Source organism: Armatimonadota bacterium (genome assembly GCA_016869025.1).
Classification (GTDB): domain Bacteria; phylum Sysuimicrobiota; class Sysuimicrobiia; order Sysuimicrobiales; family Humicultoraceae; genus VGFA01.
Window position 1 is genome coordinate 1 of the sequence record VGFA01000042.1, and the last position, 4377, is coordinate 4377.

The 4377-nt window shown below is 64.9% G+C and carries 4 protein-coding genes; 1 reads left to right on the forward strand and 3 read right to left on the reverse strand.

All coding sequences use genetic code 11. The features are described 5' to 3' along the window. Positions 1–13: 13 nt before the first annotated feature. Positions 14–1135 carry a DUF1116 domain-containing protein gene (locus FJX73_12635; GenBank protein ID MBM3471616.1) on the forward strand — a complete coding sequence of 374 codons (1122 nt, stop codon included), beginning with the start codon at positions 14–16 and terminating at the stop codon, positions 1133–1135. Between the two features lie 16 nt (positions 1136–1151). Here the strand turns inward: FJX73_12635 and FJX73_12640 are convergent, their stop codons facing one another. The 3 genes from FJX73_12640 to FJX73_12650 form a co-directional block, all read right to left on the reverse strand. After that, positions 1152–2270 (reverse strand): L-lysine dehydrogenase, encoded by a 1119-nt coding sequence (locus FJX73_12640; GenBank protein ID MBM3471617.1) that lies wholly within the window; start codon positions 2268–2270, stop codon positions 1152–1154. Positions 2271–2518: 248 nt separating this feature from the next. Further along, complete coding sequence (locus FJX73_12645) at positions 2519–3214, reverse strand: HD domain-containing protein (protein ID MBM3471618.1); 696 nt, start codon at positions 3212–3214, stop codon at positions 2519–2521. A 441-nt stretch (positions 3215–3655) separates the two neighbouring features. Beyond that, complete coding sequence (locus tag FJX73_12650; protein ID MBM3471619.1) at positions 3656–4261, reverse strand: hypothetical protein; 606 nt, start codon at positions 4259–4261, stop codon at positions 3656–3658. Between the last annotated feature and the right edge of the window lie 116 nt (positions 4262–4377).

A 4377-nucleotide genomic window follows, 5' to 3' on the forward strand; every position in this document is an offset into this window, starting at 1 on the left:
CCTGGAGGACAGGATGGTCCTGCACTCCGGCCCGCCCGTGACCTGGGATCGCATGTGCGGGGCCCAGCGGGGCGCGGTGATCGGGATGGTGCTCTTCGAGGGGTGGGCACAGGACGCCGGCGGCGCGACGCGACTTCTCGAGAGCGGAGAGATCAAACTGGAGCCCAACCACCACCACCAGGCCGTGGGGCCGATGGCAGGCACCATCTCTCCTTCGCTGCCCGTGTTCGTGGTCGAGAACACGGTCTTTGGCAACCGCGCCTTCTGCCGCCAGGTGGAACGCCAACAGCAGTTCGGCGACTACAGCGAGGGAGCCGTGCGGGGGCTGCAGACGTGGCGCGACTTCTGGGCCCCCTCGATTGCGGCCGGGCTGCGCCAGATGGGCGGCGGCCTGGGCCTGAAGACGATAATCGCCAAGGCGCTCCAGATGGGCGACGAGTTGCACAACCGGCAGGTGGCCGCCTCGAGCCTGTTCGCCAACGCCATGGCCGTGCCCATGATCAAGGCCGGCCTGCCGGCCGATCGCCTGATCGGCACGCTGGGCTACCTCGCAAACCACGAGGTGTTCTTCCTGTCAATGGCAATGGCCGCGGCCAAGGCCTCCGCGGACCCGGCCTCCGGGATCGAGCACAGCACCGTCGTGACCGCCATGGCGCGGAACGGCACCGAGTTTGGGATCAGGGTGAGCGGCCTGGGTGACGAGTGGTTCACCGCGCCCGCGCCCCGCATCGAGGGGCTCTACTTCCCCGGGTACAAGGAGGAAGATGCCGGACTCGACATGGGCGACTCAGCGATCACCGAAACGGTCGGATGGGGGGGCTTCGTGCTGGGAGGCGCGCCCGGCATCCTGAACCTGGTAGGAGGGACGCCCGAGCAGGCCATGCGGTACAGCGCCGAGATGCGCGAGATCACGGTGGCAACCCATGCGGTCTACCGCATTCCCGCGTTCGGGTTCGACGGCGTGCCTGTCGGCATAGACATCCGGAAGGTAGTCCGCACCGGCACCACCCCGATCATAGACACCGCCATCGCCCACAAGGACCCTGGACACCCGATGATCGGCGCAGGGCTCGTCCGGGCGCCGCTGGAGTGCTTTGAGAAAGCCCTTGGGGCGTTTGCGAGCAGGTACGGGTAGGCGGATCGAGTTGCGCTCAGGATGAGGGCGCCGATGACCTGGTCCCGCCGGTCCGCATCCCCCAATCCGGTTCACAATTGTAAAGACGCCCATTTCTGGTCTTCAGGAACTCGGATAGCGGGATCTCCTCTTGCTTGAGGAGACCCTTGCGCGGTATCGTCCCGTTGCTCACCATTTCCACCACCGCACAGGCGGAAGCGGCGGTCGTCCATGAGATGGCCCGCCACCGGCGACCGGCAACCTCGAGCGGGTAGTAGGCCCTCACGAACTCCTCGCGCGAGAGGCGCCCTCCCTTCCATCCCTCCACGGCGGCGTGAACATATACGACGTCTTCATTGACCTGCGGCTTGGCGTGCACCAGGATCTCACCGGCACGGGTCCTATCTTCGCGCATCAGCAATTCGTGAAAGAAGAAGTTCATCAGTTTCGCGTGCCCGGGGTAGCGAATGGTCTTGTAGTCCAGGTTCTGAACACGCCCCCGGAAGGTGTCACACATCGTGCCGAGCCCGCCGGACGTCGTGAAGGCTTCGAGCTGGACGCCTCCGATGACGATGGTTTCCAGCCATTCCAGGGGGGATACCCACTTGTGAACGCCGTCTTCGATGACTTCACAGTCGTTGAGGTACTCGTTCACCACGCCTTCGGGTGACCAGTTGAACGCGTATCCCAGCAGGCCGGTCGGGTGTTGCGGAAGCGCCCCGACTCGCAGCCGGATGCATCGGATTGGATCGAACGCCTGGGCCAGAGCAGCGCCCACGATGGCGATGAATCCGGGCGCAAGCCCGCACTGCGGCGCCATCACGGCACGCGCGTTGCCGCTCATCTGGATGATCGCCTGGGTCGTCTTGACGTCCTCGGTCAGGTCAAAGTAGTGAATGCCGAGTTCGTGGGCAGTGGAGGCAATGCCGACATTGAAGTTGTAGGGGAGACAGGAAACGACCGCGTCGAATCCGCTCATCCGGGTCAAGTCGCCGGGGCGTTTCATATCCAGGTTGATGGCCGGAAACGGCAGGCCGGCGACATCATTCATGTCGGCGCCGGTTACCGCGAACCCTGTTTCATGAAGCAGGGTGGCGATCAGCGAGCCGACCTTGCCCAAACCAAGGACCAAAACGGATCTGATATCTCCAGCCACGAGGGCCTCCTGTCAGCGGAATCGCCAAGGAAGATCGCGTATTCCTGTCCCAATCACATACTGGTCCGACAGACGTGGGCCGCTTTCCTGCCTTCTTGGCTTCGTCCCTGCCACGAGGTCGCGCGCTCGTCCGGCGCGGTCCAGGTTGTCCGGGGCCGATGAACGGATCCGCAGGGACAGGACTATGCTGGGGCAGGGTTACGCCGGGGCAGGGTTACAGCGGCGAAAGCGACCATGCGGGGACAGAGCTATACCAGCGGAGGCGGCGTACCGAGGAACCGCTCGACGGCCTCCTGGCCGATCGCGCAGCCGGTGGCGGTGCGGTAGAAGCGCTCGACCAGGATGCGGGCCTCTTCCGGCGTCTTTCCACCGCATTCGTCGGGGATGCTCGCCAGGCGGTCGGCGTCCCACAGGATGCGGAACTCCGGCGTATCGACGTCGCGGGCCGAGTGGTTGCTGCCGATGATGCGCAGGACCTGCCCGGCGCGCTCGGTGTCTACCCCAAGGCGCTCCAGGATGGGGCGGGCGATGGGCGGCCCTTCGATGCCGATGTCGTGCAGAACCGCAGCCGCGCGCACGACCAGCGGGTCGCCCCCTTCGCCGACGAGTATCTGCTCGGCGTAGTCGAGCACCGCCAGTGCATGGCGTATCCGGCCCTGGTCGTCGCCGAACACGGCCCGCATCTCGCGGATGAGAGCATCCACAAGCGCCTCCCCCGCGTCGCCGGCCGGCTGCCCCAGGCACTTCGCGGAGAACTGGCACCACTGAGCGCAGCCCAGGTCGAATCGTGGGTTTGGCACGATCCGGCCGCACGAGTGGCAGCGGCGGCGCAGGTCGTCCTTCCAGAACTCCAGGGGCTCACCGCAGTAGGAGCACGGCAGCTCGAAGATGTCCGTCGGCTTCCAGAAGCGCCTGTCCTGACCCGGACACTGGCTCACAGCCATGGTGCTCCTCCGGCGGCAAGGCCGTCGCAGCCGTTCCTGTTTCGCAGGAGCGCCCTCCTACGTAGTGATCGTAGGGCGGGCCGGAGCGGGAAAGCATTGACGTAAGTCAAGAGCGGGCAAACCACGCCCGAGCGAAGGGCCACAACAGAAGGAGGGCAGGCGATAACTCCTGCCCTCAACGGGACTGATCCTTGGAGACTTGCTCAACGTGAATACAAGTACATCCTGGTGAGGCTCGCCTATCTCTGCATCACGAATTCAAGCCCGTCGGCGCATGCTCGGCTTACAGTATAGCCAGCCTTTTCTTCCCCGGGCATTCTGTCCCAGCCGCCCTTTTCAATGAAGGAAGCTCTCTCCCAGGAACACATATCCTGAGGAGTCCCTGTCTTGCGCGCGTAGATCCGCAGTCGCTCGTCAACGGAAGCACGGAAGTGGGCGGGATCAGCGAACTGCCGTTCCACGCCGGGCCTCCTCGATAGCCCGATCGAGCAGTCGCTCCACCCGCGCGGGCCTGCCCTGCGCGGCGCGCTTCAAATCCTCGCTGGTGACGAGGCCGCGCTCGAGTGCGGCTGCTACTGCGTCCACAATGTACTCGGGATCGGTGCCCGCCTCGGCTGTGTCGATGATCGTGCGTGCCGGGGAAGTAATCCGAACCCCAAACCGGCGTACCACGTCTCCCCTGCCGAAGGCGCGCGTCGTCGTGTGGATGCAGACAGAGGGCCATCGAGGCCGGTTGCCCGGCGGCCGGAATTCGCGTGGAACGGTCAGGTCGATCTTGTGCGGCCTGACTGTGGAGAGGTCATGGAGGGAGAGCGCGGTTTCGTGAGAGACGACAGCCCGGTCGGAACCAGCCTTGACCCAGGCGGCGATCACATCCTCGTGCGATGATGACGGGAACCCACGGATACGGTAGAAGCCTCGGCTGATCCGCTCGAAGGTCCCGGTGGCCGCATGGTAGAGGACGGCGTGGGCACTGTAGCCGGCAGATCTCGCCTGCGCGGCTAGGCCTTGAGCGTGGCGATCTCTATGTCTATGAAACTTACACATTGATCGACACGCAAGCGTTTCGACATGGCAGCGGGCGATTGGCCATCCACGAATCATGGATACTTGCGGGCGAGCCGAATCTCGCCGACTCACCTCATCCTGCGCAACGCGGCGTT

Coding starts and splice junctions, on each gene's coding strand:
- FJX73_12635 (MBM3471616.1), top strand. CDS start 14: ATGGTCCTGCACTCCGGCCCGCCCGTGACCTGGGATCGCATGTGCGGG.
- FJX73_12650 (MBM3471619.1), bottom strand. CDS start 4,261: ATGTGTAAGTTTCATAGACATAGAGATCGCCACGCTCAAGGCCTAGCC.
- FJX73_12645 (MBM3471618.1), bottom strand. CDS start 3,214: ATGGCTGTGAGCCAGTGTCCGGGTCAGGACAGGCGCTTCTGGAAGCCG.